Raw genomic sequence first — 21,734 nt, 5'->3', positions numbered from 1 at the left:
TCTAATTTGGTGGCCGTGGCTCTGAATATTGCTGACCTCGCCGAGCACGCCATCGACGCTGTGCCCGACCGTGTAGCCCTCATCTGCGGTGACGAGCAGTTGACCTACGCCCAACTGGAAGAGAAGTCCAACCGCCTCGGGCACTACCTGCTCGACCACGGGGTGCAAAAAGGCGACAAGGTGGGCCTGTACTGCCGCAACCGCATCGAGATCGTGATCGCGATGCTTGGCATCATCAAAGCGGGCGCCATCCTGGTCAACGTCAACTTCCGCTATGTCGAGGGCGAACTGCGTTACCTGTTCGAGAACTCCGACATGGTGGCGCTGGTACATGAGCGCCAGTACTCCGACCGGGTCGCCAACGTGTTGCCGGACACCCCCAACGTCAAGACGATCCTGGTGGTCGAGGACGGCTCCGACAAGGACTACCGGCGCTACGGCGGCGTCGAGTTCTACGAAGCGATCGCCGAGGGCTCCCCGGAGCGGGACTTCGACGAGCGCAGCGCCGACGACATCTACCTGCTCTACACCGGTGGCACGACGGGCTTCCCGAAGGGCGTGATGTGGCGCCACGAGGACATCTACCGGGTGCTGTTCGGCGGAACCGACTTCGCCACAGGCGAATTCATCAAAGACGAGTACGACCTCGCCAAGGCCGCGGCCGCCAACCCGCCGATGGTCCGCTACCCGATCCCGCCGATGATCCACGGCGCCACCCAATCGGCCACCTGGATGTCGATCTTCAGCGGCCAAACCACCGTGCTGGCACCGGAATTCAACGCCGACGAGGTGTGGCGCACCATCCACACGCACAAGGTGAACCTGCTGTTCTTCACCGGTGACGCGATGGCCCGCCCGCTGCTGGACGCTCTGCTGGCCCATCAGGACGCCGGCAACGAGTACGACCTGTCGTCGCTGTTCCTGCTCGCCAGCACCGCCGCGCTGTTCTCGCCGAGCATCAAGGAGAAATTCCTCGAGCTGCTGCCGAACCGGGTCATCACCGACTCGATCGGGGCATCCGAGACCGGATTCGGCGGCACCAGCATCGTCACAAAGGATTCCCCGCCCAGTGGGGGACCCCGCGTCACCATCGACCACCGCACCGTCGTCCTCGACGAAGACGGCAACGAGGTCAAGCCCGGCAGCGGTAAGCGCGGCTTCATCGCCAAAAAGGGCAACATTCCGGTCGGCTACTACAAAGACGAGAAGAAGACCGCCGAGACGTTCAAGACCATCAACGGAGTGCGCTACGCGATCCCCGGTGACTACGCACTGGTCGAAGAGGACGGCAGCGTCACCATGCTGGGCCGCGGCTCGGTGTCGATCAACAGCGGCGGTGAGAAGATCTACCCCGAAGAGGTAGAGGCGGCGCTCAAGGGCCATCCCGACGTGTTCGACGCGTTGGTGGTCGGGGTCCCCGACCCGCGCTACGGACAGCACGTCGCGGCTGTGGTGCAGGCCCGGGAGGGAGCACGCCCGTCGCTGGCCGAGCTGGACCGGTTCGTGCGCTCGGAGATCGCGGGATACAAAGTGCCGCGCAGTCTTTGGTTCGTCGACGAGGTGAAGCGCTCACCGGCCGGCAAGCCGGACTACCGCTGGGCCAAGGAGCAGACCGAGGCCCGGCCGGCCGACGACGTGCACGCCGCACACGTGACCGCCTGACATAGCCGGCTGCTAGCCCGGGGCGCCCACCGTGCCCCGGGCGCCGGTGTTCCCGGCGGTGCCGTCGACGCCGTCAACTCCGTACTCACCCACATTGGCGGGATTGGCGGCGGTGCCCGGGGCGCCACGGTCACCTCCGTCGCCGCCCGCTCCGCCGAGGCCACCGAAGCCCGCATCGCCGCCCGAGCCGCCGGCGGCCTGACCGGTGGGTCCGAAGCCGCCGGCCCCGCCCTGCCCACCGTTGCCGCCCTGCCCGCCGTCGGCGCCGTGTCCGCCGTTTCCGCCGTTGCCGCCGTTACCGCTGGCGGCATTCGATGCGGCGGGACCGCCGTTGCCGCCACTGCCGCCGTCGCCGCCGGCCGCGCCTACCCCGCCGGTGCCGCCCTCGCCCCCCAGGCCGCCTTTGCCACCGACCGCGCCGGTCAGATCGCCAATCGTGCCGGCATTGCCGCCCGCGCCGCCCGTGCCGCCGTTGCCGCCGGTGCCGCCGGTGCTGTTCAGTCCGCCGGCGTCGCCGCCGCGGCCACCGGTTCCACCGTTACCACCTGGCTCGTACGCGCTGTAGCTAAGGCCACCGTTGCCGCCGTTGCCGCCGTTGCCGCCGATGCCTCCCGCTCCGCCGTTGCCACCGTCGCCTGCGTGGTAGTAGAAGTCGACATCAAAGGCGTTCGGACTGAGCACTTCTCCGCCGTCGCCACCGTTTCCGCCGTTGCCGCCGTCGCCCCCGGTACCGCCGTCACCACCGTGGCCGCCCTGGCTGGGGAAGTTGTTGTTGACGGTGCGGTCGGCGTCGCCGCCGCGCCCACCGTTGCCGCCGTTCGCGCCGGTGCCGCCATTGCCGCCGTCGCCACCGGCGCCGCCCTTGGCGACGATCATGTTGCCGCTGGTGCCGGTGCCGCCGTCGCCGCCGTTGCCACCTTTTTGGCCGGTCGTCACGCCATTTACGCCGTCTGCACCGTCCGTACCCCAGGGGATGCCGGGTTTGCCGTCGGCGCCGTCGACGGCATTGTCGATGTGTATCTGCGGGGGATTGACGCCCTTGCCGCCGGTACCGCCCGAGCCGCCTTGCCCGCCGGTTCCGCCGTTGCCGACGGTGCCCGGGTTGCCGTCTGCGCCGCCGCCGTCGCCGCCCGCACCGGCCAGGCCGCCGTTTCCGCCGTTCCCGCCGATCCCTCCCCGGCCGCCGTCGCCGCCGGTGGTGTGCGCAGCGGCGCCGGTGCTGGTTCCGCCTACCCCGCCTTGGCCGCCGTTGCCGGCCTTCCCGCCGTCGCCTCCGGTGCCCCCGCCGACACCGTCGACGCCGTCACCGCCCTTGCCGCCGTTCCCTCCGTTGCCGCCCTGGCCGCCGGTGCCTCCGGTGCCGCCGGTGCTGCCGTCGGTGCTGTCGGCGCCGCGCGCACCGGTGGCACCCTGGCCACCATTGCCGCCATTTCCGCCGAGACCGCCCTGGCCCACGTTGCCGGCGGTGCCGTCCACGCCTGCGTCGCCGCCGGCTCCGGCGTTGCCGCCGCGGCCGCCGTCGCCGCCGTCGCCGCCCCGGGCACCGTCGGTGGTGCCGGCCCCGGCTCGGGCGCCCGCGCCGCCCCTGCCTCCCATGCCACCGTCGCCGCCCTTACCGCCGCCGGCACCGGCCGCGCCACCGGCACCGGCGTTGCCTCCTCTACCGCCGCCACCACCGTCACCGCCGGCCTGACCGAGGGCGCCGCCGTCGTTGCCGCGGACACCGTCGCCCCCTTGCCCGCCGTTGCCGCCGGCGCCACCGTTACCGCCGCCCGCGCCGCCGGCGCCCCCTTGGCCACCGTTGCCGCCGGCGAAGCCGGCGGCACCCGACGCGCCCGGCGTGCTGGTCGACTTGCCGCCGGGCCCGCCGCCACCACCGTTGCCGCCCTTGCCGCCGTTACCCCCGGACCCGAGTTGTCCCTGGGCGCCGGTAGTGCCGCCGGTTCCGCCGCTGCCGGCGTCGCCACCGGCCCCGCCCGCGCCCGCATCGCCGCCGGCGCCTCCTTTACCACCGTCACCCCCGACGCCGGTGTCGTTGGCGAACCCGGATCCGCCGTTGCCGCCGTAGCCGCCGCCACCGCCCAGACCGCCGTGGCCGCCGCTGCCGTTGGTGCCGCCGGCGCCGGAATTGCCGCCCTGGCCGCCTCTGCCGCCCTTGCCGCCGGCGAAACCGTCGGTGCCGTCGGCTCCGGTATTCGACGCCCCGGTGGTGCCGTTGCCGCCGGTCCCGCCCGTGCCGCCGGTTCCGCCGGTACCGCCGGTACCGGCGTCGCCGTGGGCACCATCGGCACCGCCGTGCCCGCCACTGCCGACGGCTCCGCCCGCGCCGCCCTGGCCGGCGTCTCCGCCGGTGCCGCCGGCGCCACCGTCGTGGCCGATACCGCTGGGGTTGGTGGCACCCGACCCGCCGGTGCCGCCGGTGCCACCCTGCCCGCCGGTGCCGCCCTGCCCACCGGTGCCGTTGGTGCCGCCGGTGCCGGTGTTGCCACCCGCCCCGCCCTGTCCGCCGGCACCGCCGGCGAACCCGGCATTGCCCGGGGCGCCGGAGCCGGCGGCGGCGTCGGTGCCGTTACTGCCGGTGCCTCCGTCTCCGCCGCGGCCTCCGGTGCCGCCGGTGCCGGCGTTGCCGACGGCGCCGCCCTGGCCGCCGGTGCCGGCCGCGCCACCGAGTCCGGCATCGCCACCCGCGCCGCCGCTTCCGCCTGTCGCCCCGTTGCTGCCGGCCGCGGCTGCGCCGCCCGACCCACCCTTGCCGCCCCCGCCACCGTTACCGCCGGTGCCGCCCGAGCCGTTGATTCCACCGTCGACCGCGTTGCCGCCTTGGCCGCCTTGACCGCCCCGCCCGCCGGCGAAGCCGTCACCGCCTACCAGCCCGGTTCCGGAGTTCGTGCCCTGCAGTCCGGTCCCGCCGGCGCCGCCCGTGCCGCCGGTGCCGCCGGTGCCGGTGCTGCCCGCATGGCCGGCGACACCGAACAACCCGCCGGCGGCCCCGCCGGCACCGGCGTGGCCGGACACACCGCCCTGACCGCCCGTGCCGCCGCTGCCCCCGATACCGCCAAGCCCGGCGAGTGCGCCGTCCGCGCCGGTTCCCCCGACGCCGCCGGTGCCGCCCGCGCCGGCCGCTCCGCCGTGCCCGCCCGGGCCCAGCAGCAGCGCGCCGTGGCCACCGGCTCCGCCGTCGCCGCCGATTCCGCCGGTGCCGCCCGCGGAGCCGGTAGCGCCGGTGCCGCCGGTGCCACCGATGCCTCCTGCGCCGCCGGCACCGCCGCGGGCCAGCAGGCCACCAGCGCCGCCGGTCCCGCCGTGCCCGCCGCCGCCGCCGGTGCCGCCGCCGTCGATCCCCGGTCGCCGGCGCCGCCCGCCCCGCCGGCACCGCCGGCACCGAACAGCCATTCCGCGCGTCCGCCGGCCCCGCCGGTGCCACCTCCCGTTCCACCGGTACCCCCGGCGCCGCCACCGCCCCAGAGCAGCCCGCCGTTGCCTCCGGCACCGCCGGTGCCGCCGCCGGAGCCGCCCGTGCCGCCGGTGCCGCCGACGCCGAGTAGCCAGCCGCCGTTGCCACCCGCACCGCCGCTACTGCCCGCGCCGCCGGTGCCGCCGGCGCCGCCACGGCCCAACAACCCCGCCGACCCGCCGTTGCCGCCGGCCTGTCCCGCGGCGCCGGCCGCGCCGTTACCGCCGTTGCCCAACAACCAGCCGCCGTCGCCGCCGTTGCCGCCGGGGGTGGTGGCGTCGGCGCCGTTGCCGAACAGGGGTCGCCCGAAGATGGCGGGCTGGGCGATGGCGGCGGCCGACGCGGACTCGGTGCTCGAGTAGGCCGCGGCCGCGGCGCTGATCGCGCCGGTGAATTGCTGGTGGAAGGCGGCCGCCTGCGCGCTGACCGCTTGGTAGGCGCTGCCGTGCGCACCGAACAGCGCGGCGATCTGCGCCGATACCTCGTCGGCGGCCGCTGCGGCCAGGTTGGTGGTGGAACGTGCGGCAACAGCGTTCGCCTGGTGCAGGGCCGACCAGATCTCGGTCAGGTCTTCGGTCGCGGCGGCGATCACAGCGGGCGAGGCGAATAGGAACGACATCACGCGACTCCGACGAATATTGGAGGATCATTCTAGAATTAACGTCAACGTCAACTAATTTGAAATCTATCGCAATTGCGCTGTGCGCGTGGCGTTTTCCGGAAGCCGAGCCGGGCCGTCGGGCTGAACCCGGAGCCGGTGTCTACAGTCGCGTCGTGAGCGACTTCGTCAAGGGCCGGGCCGACGCACCCGACGGGTTCTTCGCGTGGGAGGCCGCCGGGTTGCGCTGGCTCGCCGACGTCGACGGCGGCGTGCCGTGTGCGCGGGTGGTGTCGGTGGGGCCGACCAGCCTGACGCTGCAACGACTTGAATCGGTGCGCCCGGGCATCGATACGGCGCGGGTGTTCGGCAACCGGTTGGCCGTCACCCACGACGCCGGAGCCGCGGCGTTCGGCGCCGGACCCGACGGCTGGGACGGGCCGGGGTTCTTCGGGCCGCTGTCGCAACCGTTGCCGATGTCGCTGCGACGACACCAGCGCTGGGGGCAGTTCTACGCCGACGAGCGGCTGGTCCCGATGACCGAGCTGGCCGGCTCGCGACTCGACGGAGCAACCCGCGACGCTGTCGAGAGCGTCGTAAAACGTTGTCGCGCAGGCGACTTCGACGACGACGACCGGCCGGCCCGGTTGCACGGGGATCTGTGGAGCGGCAATGTGATGTGGACACGCGACGGGGTGGTGCTCATCGATCCCGCCGCGCACGCCGGTCACCGCGAGACCGACCTGGCGATGCTGGCGTTGTTCGGCTGCCCGCACTACGAGGCGGTGATCGCCGGCTACCAGGAAGTGCGGTCGCTGCGGGCCGGGTGGCGGGAGCGGGCGGGGCTGCACCAGTTGTTCCCGCTGCTGGCGCACGTGGTGCTGTTCGGGACGGGGTACCTGGGTCAGACGCGTGCGGCGGCGCGTGCCGCGTTCGAATCCTGACGTCGTTGCCGGGGCCGGCCTGGCCCGCTTCCTCCTCACGCCGCTCCGCGGCGCGCATCGTCAGCGAGTTGTGTTGGATGGCCCGCTTCCTTCTCACGCCGCTCCGCGGCGCGCATCGTCAGCGAGTTGTGTTGGATGGCCCGCTTCCTTCTCACGCCGCTCCGCGGCGCGCATCGTCAGCGAGCTAAAGTCAAGGCGCGATGACGATCGACGTGTGGATGCAGCATCCAACCCAGCGGTTACTGCGCAGTGAACTCGGACTCGGAGAACAGTCTCGCCGAGACGTCGTGCACGGCAATGCCGAGCGGGTGTTCAAACTGCCGGCGCCGCCGCAAGACCCACGCGAAATGCACCCAGGAAAGGCGGACCGATGAACGGTGCCCAGGCGCTGATCAAGACCTTGGTCGACGGCGGGGTCGACGTGTGTTTCTCCAACCCGGGCACCTCGGAGATGCACTTCGTCGCCGCCCTGGACACAGTCGACCAAATGCGTGGCGTGCTAACCCTTTTCGAGGGTGTGGCCACCGGTGCCGCCGACGGCTATGCGCGCATCGCCGGTCGGCCCGCCGCGGTGCTGCTGCACCTGGGACCCGGACTGGGCAACGGTCTGGCCAACCTGCACAACGCGCGTCGCGCCCGGGTGCCCATGGTGGTGGTGGTCGGCGACCACGCCACCTACCACAAGAAGTACGACGCCCCACTGGAATCCGACATCGATTCGGTCGCCGGCACCGTCTCGGGCTGGGTGCGCCGCACCGCCACCGCTGCCGAAGTCGGCGCTGATGCCGCCGAAGCGATTGCCACCAGCCTCTCGAACTCGCATATCTCGACGTTGATTCTGCCCGCCGACACCTCGTGGTCCGAAGGCGGGCAACCGGTTACACCGGTGGCGGTGAGCGCGGCCGCGGCTCCCGCAGACGTGCGAGCAGTGGCCGAGGTGCTGCGCAGCGGCGAACCCACCACGATCCTGGTCGGGGGAGACGCCACCCGCGCCGCCGGCCTGGCCGCTGCAGCACGGATCGGCGCAGCAACCGGGGCCCGATTGTTGTGCGAGACATTCCCCACCCGGCTGGAGCGCGGCGCCGGGGTGCCCGCGATCGAACGACTCGGCTACTTCGCCGAAGCCGCCGCCGCGCAGTTGACCGGAAGCAAGCATCTGGTGCTGGCCGGTGCCAAGTCCCCGGTGTCGTTCTTCGCCTACCCCGACATGCCCAGCGATCTGGTGCCGGCTGGCTGCGAAGTCCATGCGCTCGCCGAATTCGGCGGTGCCGCAGCAGCTTTGACGGCATTGGCCGACGAAGTGGCGCCCGGCGTCTGCGCTCCGGTAGCGGCCGCATCGCGTCCGGCGCTGCCGTCGGGTGCGTTGACGGCGGCGTCGGCGGCCGACGTGGTCGGTGCGCTGCTGCCGGAACGGGCCATCGTCGTCGACGAGTCGAACACCTCGGGCCTGCTGCTCCCCGCGGCCACCGCCGGCGCGCCCGCCCATGACTGGCTCACCCTGACCGGCGGGGCGATCGGCTACGGCATCCCGACCGCGGTCGGCGCCGCCGTCGCCGCCCCCGACCGCCCGGTGCTGTGCCTGGAATCGGATGGCTCTGCCATGTATACGATTTCGGGATTGTGGACCCAGGCGCGAGAGAACCTCGACGTCACCACCGTGATCTACAACAACGGCAGGTACGACATCCTGCGACTGGAGCTACAACGCGTCGGCGCCGGGTCGGCCCCCGGCCCCAAGGCGCTGGACCTGCTCGACATATCCCGTCCCACAATGGATTTCGTGCATATCGCGCAAGGCATGGGGGTGCCGGCGCGGCGGGCCACGACGGCCGAGGAGCTGGCTGAGGCGCTGCGGGACGCCTTCGCCGAACCCGGTCCGCACCTGATCGACGCGGTGGTGCCGTCGCTGCTGGGGTAGCCGTGCTCAGCTGACCTGGCCGTGGTGGCCGGGGCTGCCGGCCGAGCCACCCGTGCCGTTGAGGTTGCCACCGCTTGTGCCGCCGTGGCCGCCGCTGCCGCCGCTGCCGCCGGTGCCGCCGGGCGAGCCGACGCCGTTACCGCCGTCGCCACCGTTGCCGCCCGTGCCGCCATTGCCCGCTTGGTCGTACTGCGAATCGCCGCCGTCGCCGCCGGTGCCACCGGTGCCGCCGTCGCCACCCTCCCCGCCGGTGCCGCCCGCGCTGGGGTGGCCGCCGTGGCCGCCCTCGCCGCCATGTCCGCCGCTGCCACCGTTGCCGCCCCTATTCGCGTTCGACCCGTAACCACCCTTGCCACCGTCCCCTCCGGCGCCGCCGTTGCCCGCGTCGCCGCCATTGCCGGGCGCACCGCTGCCCGCACCGCCGTTGCCGCCATCTCCACCGTCACCGCCGGTGCCGCCGGGTGAGCCGGTGCCGCCGGTGCCGCTCGCGCCTTGGGTACCGGCGCCGCCCTGCCCGCCGTTGCCGCCGTCGCCACCGCTGCCGTTGGTGCCGCCCAGTGCCGCCGATCCGCCGCCGCCGCCGTTGCCTCCGCGGCCGCCCACATTGCCGTTGAGGCCGTTGCCGCCGCGACCGCCGTTGCCGCCGTCACCGCCGACTCCGGCGTTGCCGTCGGCGCCGCCGGTGTTGGCCACTCCGCCGTCGCCGGCGTCGCCGCCGAGGCCACCCCGGCCGCCGGCGCCCACGACGCCGCCAGACCCGTCGCCACCGGTGCCACCGGTGCCGCCGTTGCCGCCGTTGCCGCCGAGACCGCTGACGACACTGCCGTTTCCGCCGGAGTTCAGGCCGGCGATGCCGCCCGCGCCCCCGCGGCCACCGTCACCGCCCAGGCCGCCGGTCTGGCTCGCCGTGCCGTCACCGCCGCGACCGCCGTCGCCGCCGTTCCCGCCGGTGCCCGCGGCACCACCGAGAGCGGTCGCGCCGGCACCATTGCCGGCGAAGCCGCCTTGACCACCGTCGCCGCCGTTCCCGCCGTGCCCGCCAGGACCGCCGCCGACGATGTCCACCCCGGCGCCGTCACCCCGTCGCCGCCGCGGCCACCGGCCCCGCCGTTGCCGTTGGCGCCCCCGACACCGGCCCGGCCGCCGTCGCCGCCGCGGCCACCGGTGCCGCCGCCCGCGCCGTCGTTGCCGGTACCGGTAGCGCCGTTGGATCCGGTGCCGCCGGCGCCGCCCTGACCGCCGTCGCCGGCGGTACCGGCGAAGCCCTGCGCGCCGCCGACGTTCGCGTCACCGCCCGCGCCCGCGTCGCCGCCGATGCCACCCGTGCCGCCGCTCCCGGCGGGCCCCAGGACCCCGGCTCCGCCGGTGCCGCCGGTACCGCCGGTGCCACCGTTACCGCCGTTGGCACTGGTGACGCTGCTGACGCCATCGGTGTTGAGACCGCCTCTGCCGCCCTGGCCTCCTTCGCCGCCGCTGCCGCCGAAGCCGCCCTCGAAGTAGGCATCTCCGGTTCCGCCCCGCGCGCCGTCGCCGCCGTTGCCGCCCAGCCCGCCGGCCCCGCCGCTGCCGCTCGCGCCGCTGCCGGTACCCGCGTTGCCGCCGTCGCCGCCGGCCCCGCCATTGCCGCCGTACCCGCCGTCGCTTCCGGAGGTGGCGACGCCGTTGGCGCCGACTTTGCCGTCGCCGCCGTTGCCGCCTCGCCCGCCCGCGCCCCCGTCGCCGTTGGTGCCGCCGACACCGGCGTTGCCACCGCCACCGCCCTGGCCGCCGCTGCCGCCGTAGAAGCCGTTCTGGCCGAGATTGGGACCGTCGTTGCCGTTTCCGCCGGACCCGCCGGTGCCGCCGTCGCCGCCGGTGCCGGCGTTACCGACGGTACCGGCGAGGTTGGGGAGGCCGCCCGCGCCTGCGTCGCCGCCCTGTCCGCCGTTGCCGCCGGAGCCCGCGTTGGTGGCGGTGCCGGCGCCACCCGTACCGCCGTCGCCGCCGCGGCCGCCGTCGCCGCCGGTGCCACTCGCGACGCTGGTGGCACCGCCGGCTACGGGAGTGTTGATGCCGCCGGCGCCGCCCTGGCCGCCGCGGCCGCCGTTGCCACCGTCGCCACCGACTTGGTTGATGCCACCGTCACCACCCCGGCCACCAGCGCCGCCGTCGCCGCCGGTACCCGCTGCGCCACCGCTGGCGACCCCGCCAGTGCCCGATCCAGCGATTCCGCCGGCCCCGCCGTCGCCGCCGTCGCCGCCCTGGCCGCCGGTCCCGCTGAAGCCGTTGGCGGCCGCTTTACCGGCACCGCCGTCACCGCCGTTACCGCCGTTGCCGCCGGCGCCGTTGATACCGCCCGCGCCGGCATAGCCGCCGTTGCCGCCGAGACCGCCTTCACCACCCTGATAACCCGCTTGGCCCGGAGCAGTGCCTGCGGCACCGATGCCACCGTTGCCGCCGTCTCCGCCTCTGCCACCGTTGCCGGCGCTGCCTTCGGTCCCGCCGATGTTGGCCAGACCGCCGGCGCCGGCGTCCCCGCCGAACCCGCCGGTGCCGCCCATTCCTGCGGTGTCGACCGTGCCGGTACCCCCGGTACCGCCAGCTCCGCCGCGGCCGCCGTCACCGCCGGTTCCGCTGGCGGCGCTGCTGCTGGCAGCGGTGTCGAGGCCGCCCTGACCGCCACGGCCACCCTGGCCGCCGTGACCGCCCTGGCCGCCGCTCTGGTTGAGGCCGCCGTCGGCGCCGCGGCCGCCGTCGCCGCCGTTGCCGCCGGTACCGGCCGCACCGCCGCTGGCGGCCGCGCCCACTCCGGAGCCGGCGTTGCCGCCGTCGCCGCCTTGCCCGCCGTCGGCGCCCTGCCCGCCGGTGTCGCCGAACCCGTTGGCCGCAGCCTTGCCCGCACCACCGTTTCCGCCGTGCCCGCCCGCACCGCCGGCTCCGTTGGTGCCACCGGCGGCCGCGGCGCCGCCGTCGCCGCCCCGACCTCCGTCGCCGCCCTGGTAGCCGTTCTGACCGGCACCCCCGGCGGCGCTGCCGACTCCACCGTCTCCGCCGTTGCCTCCGGCGCCGCCGGTGCCGGCGTTTCCTTCGACGCCACCGGTATTGGCCACACCGCCGGTACCGGCCTCGCCGCCCGCCCCGCCGGCGCCGCCCATGCCGGCGGTGCCGACCGAGCCATTGCCGCCGGTGCCGCCGTTCCCGCCGAGTCCGCCGTTGCCACCGGTTCCGCTGACGGCGCTGCCGGCAGAGCCGGTGTCCAGGCCGCCGATGCCACCCTGACCACCGCGACCGCCCTGACCGCCGTCGCCGCCGCCCCGGTTGAGGCTGCCGTCGCCACCGCGGCCGCCCGCGCCTCCGTCGCCACCGGTACCGGCGGCGCCGCCGCCGGCCACGGCGCCGGCCCCGTCGCCCGCTTTGCCGCCATTGCCGCCGTTGCCGCCGTCACCGCCGAGTCCGCCGGTGCCACCGAAACCGTTGGCGGCCGCCTTCCCGGCACCGCCGTTGCCGCCGTGGCCGCCGGCACCACCCGCGCCGTTGGTGCCGCCTTCACCCGCCGAACCGCCGTCGCCGCCCACGCCGCCGTCACCACCGGTGAAGCCGCCCTGACCGACGCCGATCCCCACCGCACCGGCGCCACCGTCGCCGCCGGCTCCGCCACTGCCGCCGGTGCCGGCCTTCCCGACGGCGCCGCCCGAGCCGCCAGATCCGGCGTTACCGCCCGCGCCCGCGTCGCCGCCGCCACCGCCGGCGCCGCCGTCACCGCCCGAGGTCAAGCCGGCCGCACCAGTGCCGCCCTGGCCGCCGCCCCCGCCTGAGCCCCCGGTGCCGCCGGTGCCGTTGGTTCCGCCCAGGAACGTGTCGCCGCCTGCGCCACCCTGGCCGCCCGCGCCGCCACGGAACCCGGTCTGCCCCGTCGCGCCCGAGCCTGCGGCCGCGTTGGCACCCTTGCTGCCCGCGCCGCCCTTGCCGCCGTCGCCACCATGGCCTCCGGTGCCCGCGTTGCCCGAGGTGCCGCCGCTGCCGCCGGTCCCGGCCGCCCCGCCGGCACCTGCGGCACCGCCCTGGCCGCCGTCTCCGCCGGCGCCCCCGTCGGAGCCGCCGACGGTGCCAGAGCCGCCGTTGCCTCCCACGCCGCCGAGGCCACCGGCCCCGCCGCGGCCGCCGGAACCATTGACCCCGCCCGCGCCGGAATCACCGCCCGCACCGCCGGCGCCACCTACGCCGCCGGCGAAGCCCGTGCCGCCGGCCGCGCCTGTCCCCGCTGCTGCAGCACCACCGTTGCTGCCGGCGCCTCCTGCGCCACCGTCGCCACCCAGACCGCCCATACCGGCAGCACCCACCGAGCCTGCGGCGCTGAACAACTGACCGGAACCGCCCGCGCCGCCCTGACCGGCGTGTCCGCCGGTTCCCCCGGTTCCACCGGCCCCGCCGATACCGCCGAGACCGGCCACGCTGCCGTCGCCGCCGTGACCCCCCAGACCGCCGACGCCGCCGGAACCGCCCAGGCCACCGTGTCCACCCGCCCCGAAGAACACAGCGCCCTGGCCGCCGGCGCCCCCATTGCCACCGGCACCGCCGCCCCCGCCGCTGTTCCCGACCGCGGTGCCGGTGCTGCCCGCCGCGCCGGCCCCACCGGCTCCACCATTGCCGCCGGCCCCGCCACCGGCGAACAGTCCGCCGCCGCCCCCATGACCGCCGGTGCCGCCGGCGCCGGCGCTGCCGCCGGCCGACGCGTCGGTGCCCGCCCCGCCGTCACCACCCGCACCGCCGGTACCCCACAGCAGCTCGGCGCGACCGCCCGCGCCGCCGGTACCGCCCCGAACCCGCCGGTTCCGCCGGTTCCGCCGCCGCCCCAGAGCCAGCCGCCGCTGCCGCCCGCTCCACCGGTACCGCCACCGGTGCCGCCCACACCGCCGGCGCCGCCCACACCGAACAGCAGCCCGGCCGCGCCGCCGGCGCCTCCGGTTGCGCCGCCCGCGCCGCCGGTGCCTCCGGTTCCGCCGTTGCCCCACAATCCCGCTGCGCCCCCGGCGCCGCCGGCCTGCCCGGCGGTTCCGGCCGCGCCGTTGCCGCCGTTGCCGTAAAGAATCCCGCCCGCACCGCCGGCGCCGCCCGGCGTGGTGGCGTTCGCGCCGTTGCCGATCAACGGTCGTCCCAACAGGGTTTGGGTCGGTGCGTTGATGACGTCCAACAGGGCCTGTTCGGCGTTGAGTGCCTCAGCCGTGGCGTAAGCGCCGGAGCCGGCGTTGAGCGTGGCGACGAACTGGCTGTGATAGGCAGCCACCTGGTCGCTGATCGCCCGATACTCCTGGCCGTAGGAGCCGAACAGCGCTGCGATGCGCGTGGACACCTCGTCAGCGGCGGCGGTCAGGATGTGTGTCGTGGACGCTGCGGCCGCCGAGTTGGCCGCTTCGATCGTGGAGCCGACTCTGGCCACTTCGCCGGCCGTCGCCGCCACAAAGTCGGGTGAAATCGAGACGAATGACATGGCAACATTTCCCGTCGCTCGAAGTGCGGGCCAGCAACACTCGATGGCGACGCAGCTATTTATGCGGGGATAGTATTACGCAGCTGCCGAATGGATGATGAAGTTCGGAAGATTTTATTTTGCAATGTATTTCGAGTGAATATTTGCGGGTTCAGATTCTAGAGTGCTGTTCTAGAACGCCAAATCAAATTTGAATCAGAAAACATTTTCGTGAGGTCCAACAAATGGTGGATAAACCACTCCACCAATTGGTCGAGCACAGCTACGCCCGACTCGAACTTCGGTGCCTCGGCGGCCAGGGCGACACCGAGGCGCGTCGAGCCGGCGGGCACCATGCCGAACTGGCGGACCAGGTAGTCGTCGCCGCTGACGCCGGGGCCCCAGCCGCTCTTCGCGGCGAAGCCGGCACCGGACAACCCCCAACGATGCTCGGGAACAAGCAGATTCACCGATCGGCGCCAGGTGTCCGGTGGAGCTGGCGGCGACCCGTGCCTGCCGGGCCAGCGGCCAGTTGGTCTGACCGAACGCGGTGAAGCCGGGCCGGATTCGCGCGCAATCGGACGCACCAGCGACCACGCAACCCCGAACGGGGCTGTCGACGCCGCTGAAAGGGGTTCTCGAGGACCGCGATTCGACTCGCCTACCGGCGAATCTCGAACACCGGTTCGCCGCAGTCCACGCCCTCTGCCGACAGCTGTCGCTTGAGGACTTTGAAGGTCACCGTCCCGGGCAGCCCCGTACTGACCCGCACGTACGACGGCCACTGCTTGGGACCGAGGTCGGACTGCTCGGCCAGGAACGCGCGAAACTCGTCGGCGTCGAAACCGGTACCGGGCGCCAGCACCACAGCGGCCATCACCCGGTCGCCGACCACCGGGTCGGGCACCGGATACACCGCGACCTCGGTCACCGCGGGATGGCGCAGCAGCACTGCCTCGATGGGAGCGGTGCCCAAATTCTCGCCGTCGACTCGCATCCAGTCGCCTAGTCGCCCAGCGAAATACACGTAGTTGTCTTCGTCGCGGTAGGCCAGGTCGCCGCTGTGGTACACGCCGCCGCGCATCCGCTCGGCCTCGGCGGCCGCGTCGTTGTAGTAGCCCTCGAAGCCGCCGGCGCCGGCGGTGTTCACCAGTTCGCCGACCACACCCGGCGGGCAGGGCTGTCCGGTTTCGGGATGCAGGATCGCCACCCCGTCGGGCAGCGGCCCCAGCGACCCCGGCGGAGTGCCGGGTAGCCGGGCGATGGCCACCCCCAACTCGGTGGAACCGAAGCCGTCCTGCACCCGGCAACCGAAGCGGCGGGCGAAGCGCTCGATGTCGCGGGGAACGCCCTCGTTGCCGTAGACCGCGCGCAGCGGATTGTCGGCGTCGTCGGGCTGCTCGGGGGTGGCCAGCACATAGGACAACGGCTTGCCCACGTAGTTGGCGTAGGTGGCGCCGTAGCGGCGCACGTCTGGCAGAAAACCCGACGCAGAGAACTTGCGCCGCAACGCCATCGAGCCCCGGCAGGCCGCCGCGACCGCCCAGCCCACCAGCACGGCGTTGGAATGGAACAACGGCATCGACACATAGCAGACGTCGTCGGCATCCAGGCCGAATCGCATTGCCATGCCCAGGCCGGCGCTGGCCACCTTGCGGTGGGTGATCTTCACCGCTTTAGGTTCACCACTGGTGCCCGACGTGAAAATCAGCATGAATAGATCTGCCGCAGAAGCGGATTGGAACCGAAACTCGGCGTCCCGGTAGGCGGCCACCTCCTCGGCCCACTCCGCCGAATCCACGTCGATGTATTCGGTATCACCCAGCGCGGCAGCCGAATTCGCATCGGCCAGCACCAGTTGGCAGTCGGCGTGCCGGATGTCGCGGATCAGTGCCGCGCCGCGGCGCACCGCGTTCAGGCCCACCGGGACGATGCCGGACAGCCCGGCGGCAACCAGCGCCGCCGAGAACGACGGCGTGTTCTCCAACAGCACCCCGACATGCGGCGGCCGCGCGGGATCGAACCGGGCACGCAACGCAGCCGCCAGGGCAGCGCCGTCCCGCAGGTGCTCCCGCCAACTGGTGAAGGTGTCCTCGAAATAGACGCCGCGGTCCTCGATTTCGGCCAGCGGCACCAGCAGGTCGGTGACGGTGGGCTCGGTCAACGCGCGCGACCGGGTTAAGCCGGGGTCTCGGCTAGCTCGCGTCCGATCCGGCGCAGCTGACCAGTGGCGCCGCCCAGCGCGAACTCGATTTCCTTGGCCGCCAAGAAGTATCGGTGCACCGGATGGTCGGTGTCGACGCCGACGCCGCCGTGGACATGCACGATGCTGTGTGCCACCCGGTGCCCGGCATCGGCGGCCCAGAACGCCGCGGACGCCACGTCGACCTCGGCCGGAATGTCCTCGGACACTTTCCAGGCGGCCTGGGTCAGCGTCAACCGCAGGCCCTTGACGTCGATGTAACCGTCGGCCAGTCGCTGACCCACCGCCTGGAAGCTGCCGATCGGGCGGTCGAACTGCTCCCGGGTGCGCGCATATTCGGCCGTCATCTGCAGGCCGCGCTCGAGCACGCCGAGCTGGTAGGCGCTGCGACCCAACGCGGAGATCAGCCGCAGCCACGCCACCGTCACCGCGTCACCTACCTTGCGGGCCACCGGCACTTCGGTGCCGTCCAGCGCCAGATGCCCGACGCTGCCCAGACCCGTGGTGCGCAGCGGCGTCACCGTCACCCCTGGGTCATCGGCGGCGACGAGGAATACCACTGTGCCGGAATCGGTTTCGGCGGGAACCAGGAAAGCGTCGGCGACCGGGCCGTAGCTCACCTGCGTGCGGGTCCCGGTGAGTCGGTAACCGTCACCAGAGCTCACCGCCCGCACCGGCCCTTCGCCCATCTCACCGTCCAGCGCGACCGTCAGCACCTTCTCGCCGCTCACCGCGGCACGGCCCCAATCCTGTTGCAGCTCTTCAGAACCGAACCGGGCCAGCGCACCGGAGCCCAACACCACCGACTCCAGATACGGCACCGCCGCCAACTGGTGACCCAACGCCACCAGAATGGCGACCTGCTCGAGCACCCCGAAACCATCGCCACCCACCTGGGTGGCGGCCGCGCTGGTCAGGATGTCGCTGTCGACCAGCTTGCGCCACAGGTCCCGGTCGAAGCGCTGGTCCAGCTTGTCGAGCTCACGCTGGTGCTCGGCGGTGCACACCGAGTTCACGATGCTGTCGACCAGGCCGCCGAGGTCCTGGGCCGCTTCGGTCGTCGAGAAATCCATGGGGGGACCGTCCTTTGGAGAGGAAAAAGAGGGGAATCAGCGGTTGGCTCGCGGCAGGCCGAGCGCAACCATGCCGATGATGTCGCGCTGGACCTCGTTGGTGCCGCCGCCGAAGGTCAGGATCAGACACGCCCGGTGCATCCGCTCGACCCGGCCGCGCAGCAGTGCACCGGGGGAGTCCTGGCGCAGCGTGGCCGCCGTGCCGAGCACCTCCATCAGCAGCCGGTAGGCCTCGGTGGCCAGCTCGGTGCCGAACACCTTGGCCGCGGACGCATCCGCCGGGTTCAGGGCTTCACTGGATGCCGAGGCCAGCTCCCAGTTGATCAGCTTGAGCACCTCGGCCTTGGCGTGCACCCGGGCCAGGTTGAGCTGCACCCACTCCGAGTCGATCAACCGGGCGCCGCCGTCGTCCTTGGTGTTCTGCGCCCACTCCCGAACCTCGCGCAGCGCCAGGAAGATCGGCTGCGGCGACACCAGGGCGACCCGCTCGTGGTTGAGCTGGTTGGTCACCAGCTTCCAGCCGCCGTTCTCCTCGCCGATCAGGTTTGTCACCGGGACCCGCACGTCCGAGTAATAGGTGGCGCTGGTGTCCACACCGGCCATGGTGTGCACCGGCGTCCACGAGAAACCTTCGGCGGTGGTGGGCACCACCAACATCGAGATGCCGCGGTGCTTCTTGGCTTCGGGGTTGGTGCGCACCGCCAGCCACACCCAGTCGGCGTAGGCGATCAGACTGGTCCACATCTTCTGGCCGTTGATCACGTAGTCGTCGCCGTCGCGCACCGCAGTGGTACGCAGGTTCGCCAGGTCGGTGCCGGCCTCGGGCTCGGAGTAGCCGATGGAGAAGTGCAGCTCGCCGGCGGCGATCTTGGGCAGGAAGAACTTCTTCTGCTCCTCGGTGCCGAACGCCATGATGGTCGGCGCCACACTGTTGATGGTCAAAAACGGCACCGGCACACCGGCGACGGCCGCCTCGTCGGTGAAGATCAGCGAGTCCATCGGGGAGCGGTCCTGGCCGCCGTACTCCTTGGGCCAGTTCAGGGTGAGCCAGCCGTCCTTGCCCATCTGGGCCACCGTGTCCCGGTATGCGGTGCCGGTTCCCACCTCGCCCTGCGTCGAGGTCAGCGCCTCCCGACGTTCCGGGGTCATCAGCGCGGTGAAGTACGAACGCAGCTCGCGACGCAGCTCCTCCTGTTCAGGGGTGTAACTGATCTGCATTCCCGCCGCCTCCGATCGAGCGATCGTCCGTCTGAGGGCAGGCACCTGACACGCGCGGCGGCCACCCATTCGTCACCCCGGTTGTAACACGTTCTAGTCTGGGAATCCAGCGACCGTTTGTTCAGGCGGGCGTGCGTTCTATGGTGGTGCTGCATACTGATTTGCCGACGAAAGAGGCGTGTTCCCCAACTTCCAGCCCAAGTTCAAGGAGGATGCCGTGCGAGTGAAAGTAGACCGTGACCGTTGCGAAGGTAATGCCGTTTGCGTGGGAATAGCGCCGGATATCTTCGACCTGGACGACGAGGACTACGCCGTGGTCAAGACGGATCCGATTCCGGCCGACCAGGAGGATCTGGCTGAGCAGTCGATCGCCGAATGCCCCCGCGCCGCCCTGCTAAGAGAAGACTGACACCGAAACTAGAGGTATTCATAAATTGACTGCACCCACTGACCCCGCTGCTCCGGCCGGCGAGGCGAGCGCAACCGATCTGTCCGGCAAGGTCGCCGTGGTGACCGGCGCCGCGGCGGGCCTGGGCCGCGCCGAGGCGATCGGCCTGGCCCGACTCGGCGCGACCGTCGTCGTCAACGACATCGCCCCGGCGCTGGAGTCCTCCGACGTGCTCGACGAGATCAAGGCGGCCGGTTCCAAGGGTGTGGCGGTGGCCGGCGACATCAGCGCGCGGTCCACCGCCGACGACCTGCTCACCGCGGCCGACGGCCTGGGTGGCCTGAACATCGTGGTGAACAACGCCGGCATCACCCGCGACCGGATGTTGTTCAACATGACCGACGAGGACTGGGACCAGGTGATCGCCGTGCACCTGCGCGGCCACTTCCTGCTCACCCGCAACGCCGCAACCTATTGGCGCGCCAAGGCGAAAGACACCAAGGAGGGCCGGGTCTTCGGCCGCATCATCAACACCTCCTCGGAGGCCGGCCTGGTCGGACCGGTGGGGCAGGCCAACTACGGGGCCGCCAAGGCCGGCATCATCTCGCTCACCCTGACCGCCGCGCGCGGGCTGGGACGGTACGGGGTGTGCGCCAACGCGATCGCGCCGCGCGCCCGCACCGCGATGACCGCCGACGTGTTCGGCGCCGCCCCCGAAGACGCTGAGGTGGACCCGCTGTCTCCCGAGCACGTGGTCACCCTGGTCGGATTCCTGGCGTCACCGGCGGCCGCGGAGGTCAACGGTCAGGTGTTCATCGTGTACGGCCCGCGCGTCACACTGGTCGCCGCGCCGACGGTGGAGCAGCGCTTCGACGCCGGCGCGGCGGCCTGGGATCCCGCCCAGCTGAGCACCACATTGCAGGGCTACTTCGCCGGCCGGGACCCGGAAGTGACCTTCGCCGCCACCCATTTGATGGACTGACCGGATCGCCCTTATTGCGCGTCTGTGGAGGAGAAGTACCAGCTAGACATTATTGCCGCAAAAATATCGGGGTTCATCGACACCCCGAACATGTTCTAGTTACTATGAGCGCGCTCACACCAAGCAACGAGTCATCCAACGGTGTGTTCCGGTCACGAAAACTACGCCGCGAGCCGCAGATTGGGGGACCCGGTTGTTGCAGCGACTTGCCGTACCGGCCCGTGCGGTCGGTGGATTTTTCGAGATGTCGATCGAGACAGCGCGTGCCGCCTTTCGGCGGCCGTTTCAGTTCCAGGAGTTCATGGAGCAGACCTGGATGGTCGCGCGGGTCTCGCTGGTGCCGACGCTGTTGGTGTCCATCCCGTTCACCGTGCTCGTCGCCTTCACCCTGAACATCCTGTTGCGCGAGATCGGCGCGGCCGACCTGTCCGGTGCGGGCACGGCTTTCGGCACCATCACCCAGCTCGGGCCGATCGTGACCGTGCTGGTGGTGGCCGGCGCCGGCGCCACCGCGATCTGCGCGGACCTGGGCGCGCGCACCATCCGTGAGGAAATCGACGCGATGCGGGTGCTCGGCATCGACCCCATTCAGCGGCTGGTGGTGCCCCGGGTGCTGGCCTCCACACTGGTCGCCCTGCTGCTCAACGGCCTGGTGTGCATCATCGGGCTGTCCGGGGGCTACGCGTTCTCGGTCTTCCTACAGGGCGTGAACCCGGGCGCCTTCATCAACGGCCTGACCGTGCTGACCGGTCTGCGCGAGCTGATCCTCGCCGAAGTCAAGGCGCTCCTGTTCGGGGTGATGGCGGGACTGGTCGGGTGCTACCGCGGGCTCACCGTCAAGGGCGGCCCCAAGGGGGTCGGCAACGCGGTCAACGAAACCGTCGTCTACGCATTCATCTGCTTGTTCGTCATCAACGTGGTCATGACGGCCATCGGCGTCAGAATCTCGGCCAAGTAGGGATGACCGTAACGATGGGCGACGCAGCGGCGATGGTGTTGATGCGATGAGCTACGACTCCACCCTCCGCTTCAAGCGCTTCTTCTCAAGGTTCGCCGAACCGGTCGACAACTTCGGCGAGCAGGCGCTGTTCTACGGGGATACCTTGCGCTTCGTCCCCAGCGCCATCACCCGGTATCGCAAGGAAACGATCAGGCTGATCGCCGAGATGACGCTGGGCGCCGGCGCGCTGGTGATGATCGGCGGCACGGTCGGGGTGGCGGCGTTCCTGACCCTGGCCTCCGGCGGCGTCATCGCGGTGCAGGGTTATTCGTCGCTGGGCAATATCGGCATCGAGGCGCTCACCGGGTTCCTGTCCGCCTTCCTCAACGTCCGCGTCGTCGCGCCGGTGATCGCCGGCATCGCGCTGGCGGCCACCATCGGCGCCGGCGCCACCGCCCAGCTCGGCGCGATGCGGGTATCCGAGGAGATCGACGCCGTCGAATGCATGGCGGTGCACTCGGTGACGTATCTGGTGTCGACCCGGTTGGTCGCGGGGTTGGTCGCGATCGTTCCGCTGTATTCGCTGTCGGTGCTCGCCGCGTTCTTCGCCGCCCGGTTCACCACGGTGTTCGTCAACGGCCAGTCCGCGGGCCTCTATGACCACTACTTCAACACCTTCCTGATCCCGTCCGATCTGCTGTGGTCGTTCCTGCAGGCCATCGCGATGGCGATCGCGGTGATGCTGGTGCACACCTACTACGGCTACAACGCCAGCGGCGGGTCGGTCGGGGTGGGCGTCGCCGTCGGCCAGGCGGTGCGCACTTCGCTGATCGTGGTCGTGGTCATCACCCTGTTCATCTCGCTCGCCGTCTACGGCGCGACCGGCAACTTCAACCTTTCGGGCTGAG

At 72.2% G+C, this 21,734-nt stretch carries 13 protein-coding genes and 2 pseudogenes; 8 read left to right on the top strand and 7 right to left on the bottom strand.

The window, feature by feature from the left end:
- The first annotated feature begins 9 nt into the window (after window positions 1–9).
- Window positions 10–1,662, top strand: a complete 1,653-nt coding sequence (locus MKCMC460_RS27685) for an acyl-CoA synthetase (RefSeq protein ID WP_236978343.1) — start codon at window positions 10–12, stop codon at window positions 1,660–1,662.
- 12 nt (window positions 1,663–1,674) lie between these two features.
- Here MKCMC460_RS27685 and MKCMC460_RS27680 read toward each other — a convergent pair.
- Window positions 1,675–5,735 (bottom strand): annotated as a pseudogene (locus MKCMC460_RS27680) (PE family protein).
- Window positions 5,736–5,890: 155 nt separating this feature from the next.
- Here MKCMC460_RS27680 and MKCMC460_RS27670 point away from each other — a divergent pair.
- From MKCMC460_RS27670 to MKCMC460_RS27660, 3 genes are all read left to right on the top strand, one after another.
- Complete coding sequence (locus tag MKCMC460_RS27670; protein WP_236978342.1) at window positions 5,891–6,658, top strand: fructosamine kinase family protein; 768 nt, start codon at window positions 5,891–5,893, stop codon at window positions 6,656–6,658.
- A 200-nt stretch (window positions 6,659–6,858) separates the two neighbouring features.
- On the top strand, window positions 6,859–7,032 hold the full coding sequence (locus tag MKCMC460_RS27665; protein ID WP_238305100.1) for a hypothetical protein: 174 nt from the start codon (window positions 6,859–6,861) through the stop codon (window positions 7,030–7,032).
- Window positions 7,029–8,576, top strand: a complete 1,548-nt coding sequence (locus MKCMC460_RS27660) for an acetolactate synthase large subunit (RefSeq protein ID WP_236978341.1) — start codon at window positions 7,029–7,031, stop codon at window positions 8,574–8,576. Before MKCMC460_RS27665 ends, MKCMC460_RS27660 begins: the two co-directional genes overlap by 4 nt.
- Before the next feature lie 6 nt (window positions 8,577–8,582).
- Here the strand turns inward: MKCMC460_RS27660 and MKCMC460_RS31940 are convergent, their stop codons facing one another.
- The 6 genes and pseudogenes from MKCMC460_RS31940 to MKCMC460_RS27635 all read right to left on the bottom strand — a co-directional run bounded on the left by MKCMC460_RS31940 (window position 8,583) and on the right by MKCMC460_RS27635 (window position 18,516).
- A complete protein-coding gene (locus MKCMC460_RS31940) occupies window positions 8,583–9,641 on the bottom strand; it encodes a hypothetical protein (protein ID WP_370653041.1) in 1,059 nt (352 codons plus the stop codon).
- Between the two features lie 2,489 nt (window positions 9,642–12,130).
- Window positions 12,131–14,043 (bottom strand): annotated as a pseudogene (locus MKCMC460_RS31935) (PE family protein); the annotation flags it as partial.
- Between the two features lie 158 nt (window positions 14,044–14,201).
- Window positions 14,202–14,459, bottom strand: a complete 258-nt coding sequence (locus MKCMC460_RS27650) for a hypothetical protein (protein ID WP_236978340.1) — start codon at window positions 14,457–14,459, stop codon at window positions 14,202–14,204.
- A gap of 224 nt (window positions 14,460–14,683) precedes the next feature.
- Window positions 14,684–16,186 carry a long-chain-fatty-acid--CoA ligase FadD17 gene (fadD17, locus tag MKCMC460_RS27645; protein ID WP_238305099.1) on the bottom strand — a complete coding sequence of 501 codons (1,503 nt, stop codon included), beginning with the start codon at window positions 16,184–16,186 and terminating at the stop codon, window positions 14,684–14,686.
- 14 nt (window positions 16,187–16,200) lie between these two features.
- Complete coding sequence (locus tag MKCMC460_RS27640) at window positions 16,201–17,298, bottom strand: acyl-CoA dehydrogenase family protein (RefSeq protein ID WP_236978338.1); 1,098 nt, start codon at window positions 17,296–17,298, stop codon at window positions 16,201–16,203.
- A 36-nt stretch (window positions 17,299–17,334) separates the two neighbouring features.
- Window positions 17,335–18,516 (bottom strand): acyl-CoA dehydrogenase, encoded by a 1,182-nt coding sequence (locus MKCMC460_RS27635; RefSeq protein ID WP_236978336.1) that lies wholly within the window; start codon window positions 18,514–18,516, stop codon window positions 17,335–17,337.
- A 217-nt stretch (window positions 18,517–18,733) separates the two neighbouring features.
- Here MKCMC460_RS27635 and MKCMC460_RS27630 point away from each other — a divergent pair, with 217 nt between their 5' ends.
- The 4 genes from MKCMC460_RS27630 (at window position 18,734) to MKCMC460_RS27615 (ending at window position 21,733) form a co-directional block, all read left to right on the top strand.
- The gene (locus MKCMC460_RS27630) at window positions 18,734–18,925 is read left to right on the top strand and encodes a ferredoxin (RefSeq protein WP_180919227.1); all 192 of its coding nucleotides are present in this window, start codon (window positions 18,734–18,736) and stop codon (window positions 18,923–18,925) included.
- A gap of 25 nt (window positions 18,926–18,950) precedes the next feature.
- Entirely contained in the window at window positions 18,951–19,886 is a 936-nt protein-coding gene (locus MKCMC460_RS27625) for a 3-oxoacyl-ACP reductase (protein WP_236978334.1), read from the top strand.
- Between the two features lie 193 nt (window positions 19,887–20,079).
- A complete protein-coding gene (locus MKCMC460_RS27620) occupies window positions 20,080–20,844 on the top strand; it encodes an ABC transporter permease (protein WP_236978333.1) in 765 nt (254 codons plus the stop codon).
- Window positions 20,845–20,890: 46 nt separating this feature from the next.
- A complete protein-coding gene (locus MKCMC460_RS27615; RefSeq protein ID WP_236978332.1) occupies window positions 20,891–21,733 on the top strand; it encodes an ABC transporter permease in 843 nt (280 codons plus the stop codon).
- The last annotated feature ends 1 nt before the right edge of the window (window position 21,734 follow it).

Origin of the sequence: Mycobacterium sp. 20KCMC460, assembly GCF_022179425.1 — a bacterium.
Taxonomy (GTDB): Bacteria; Actinomycetota; Actinomycetes; order Mycobacteriales; family Mycobacteriaceae; genus Mycobacterium; species Mycobacterium kiyosense.
Note: the sequence above shows the minus strand (reverse complement) of the source record. Positions and strands in the feature narration are given on the sequence as shown.